Below are 240 nucleotides of genomic sequence, written 5' to 3' on the forward strand. Positions count from 1 at the left end.
CACTCTGACGAACCAAGTTCATCGCTAAAGCCCATGCATTTCCCAAAAACTGATATTCACCTCGGTGTTCAACGACAAATGTTTCACTCTCAGGAATGGTACCGGTAACCGCCCCTTGAGGCGCTGGTACTGAGTTATGAAGAGGAAAGCAAGTGATAAACTCGAATGTACCTTTCTGCATATCCATCGACTGGTAATAACAAAACAATTCACCATTCACGGATAGGGTTTCGTCACTAA

At 44.2% G+C, this 240-nt stretch carries 1 pseudogene; it reads right to left on the minus strand.

Annotated elements, in window-relative coordinates:
• A pseudogene (locus tag IQR33_RS26750) lies at positions 1–240 on the minus strand (GyrI-like domain-containing protein); the annotation flags it as partial.

The sequence above is a fragment of the Vibrio sp. OPT46 genome (assembly GCF_015163535.1).
Taxonomy (GTDB): Bacteria; Pseudomonadota; Gammaproteobacteria; order Enterobacterales; family Vibrionaceae; genus Vibrio; species Vibrio alginolyticus.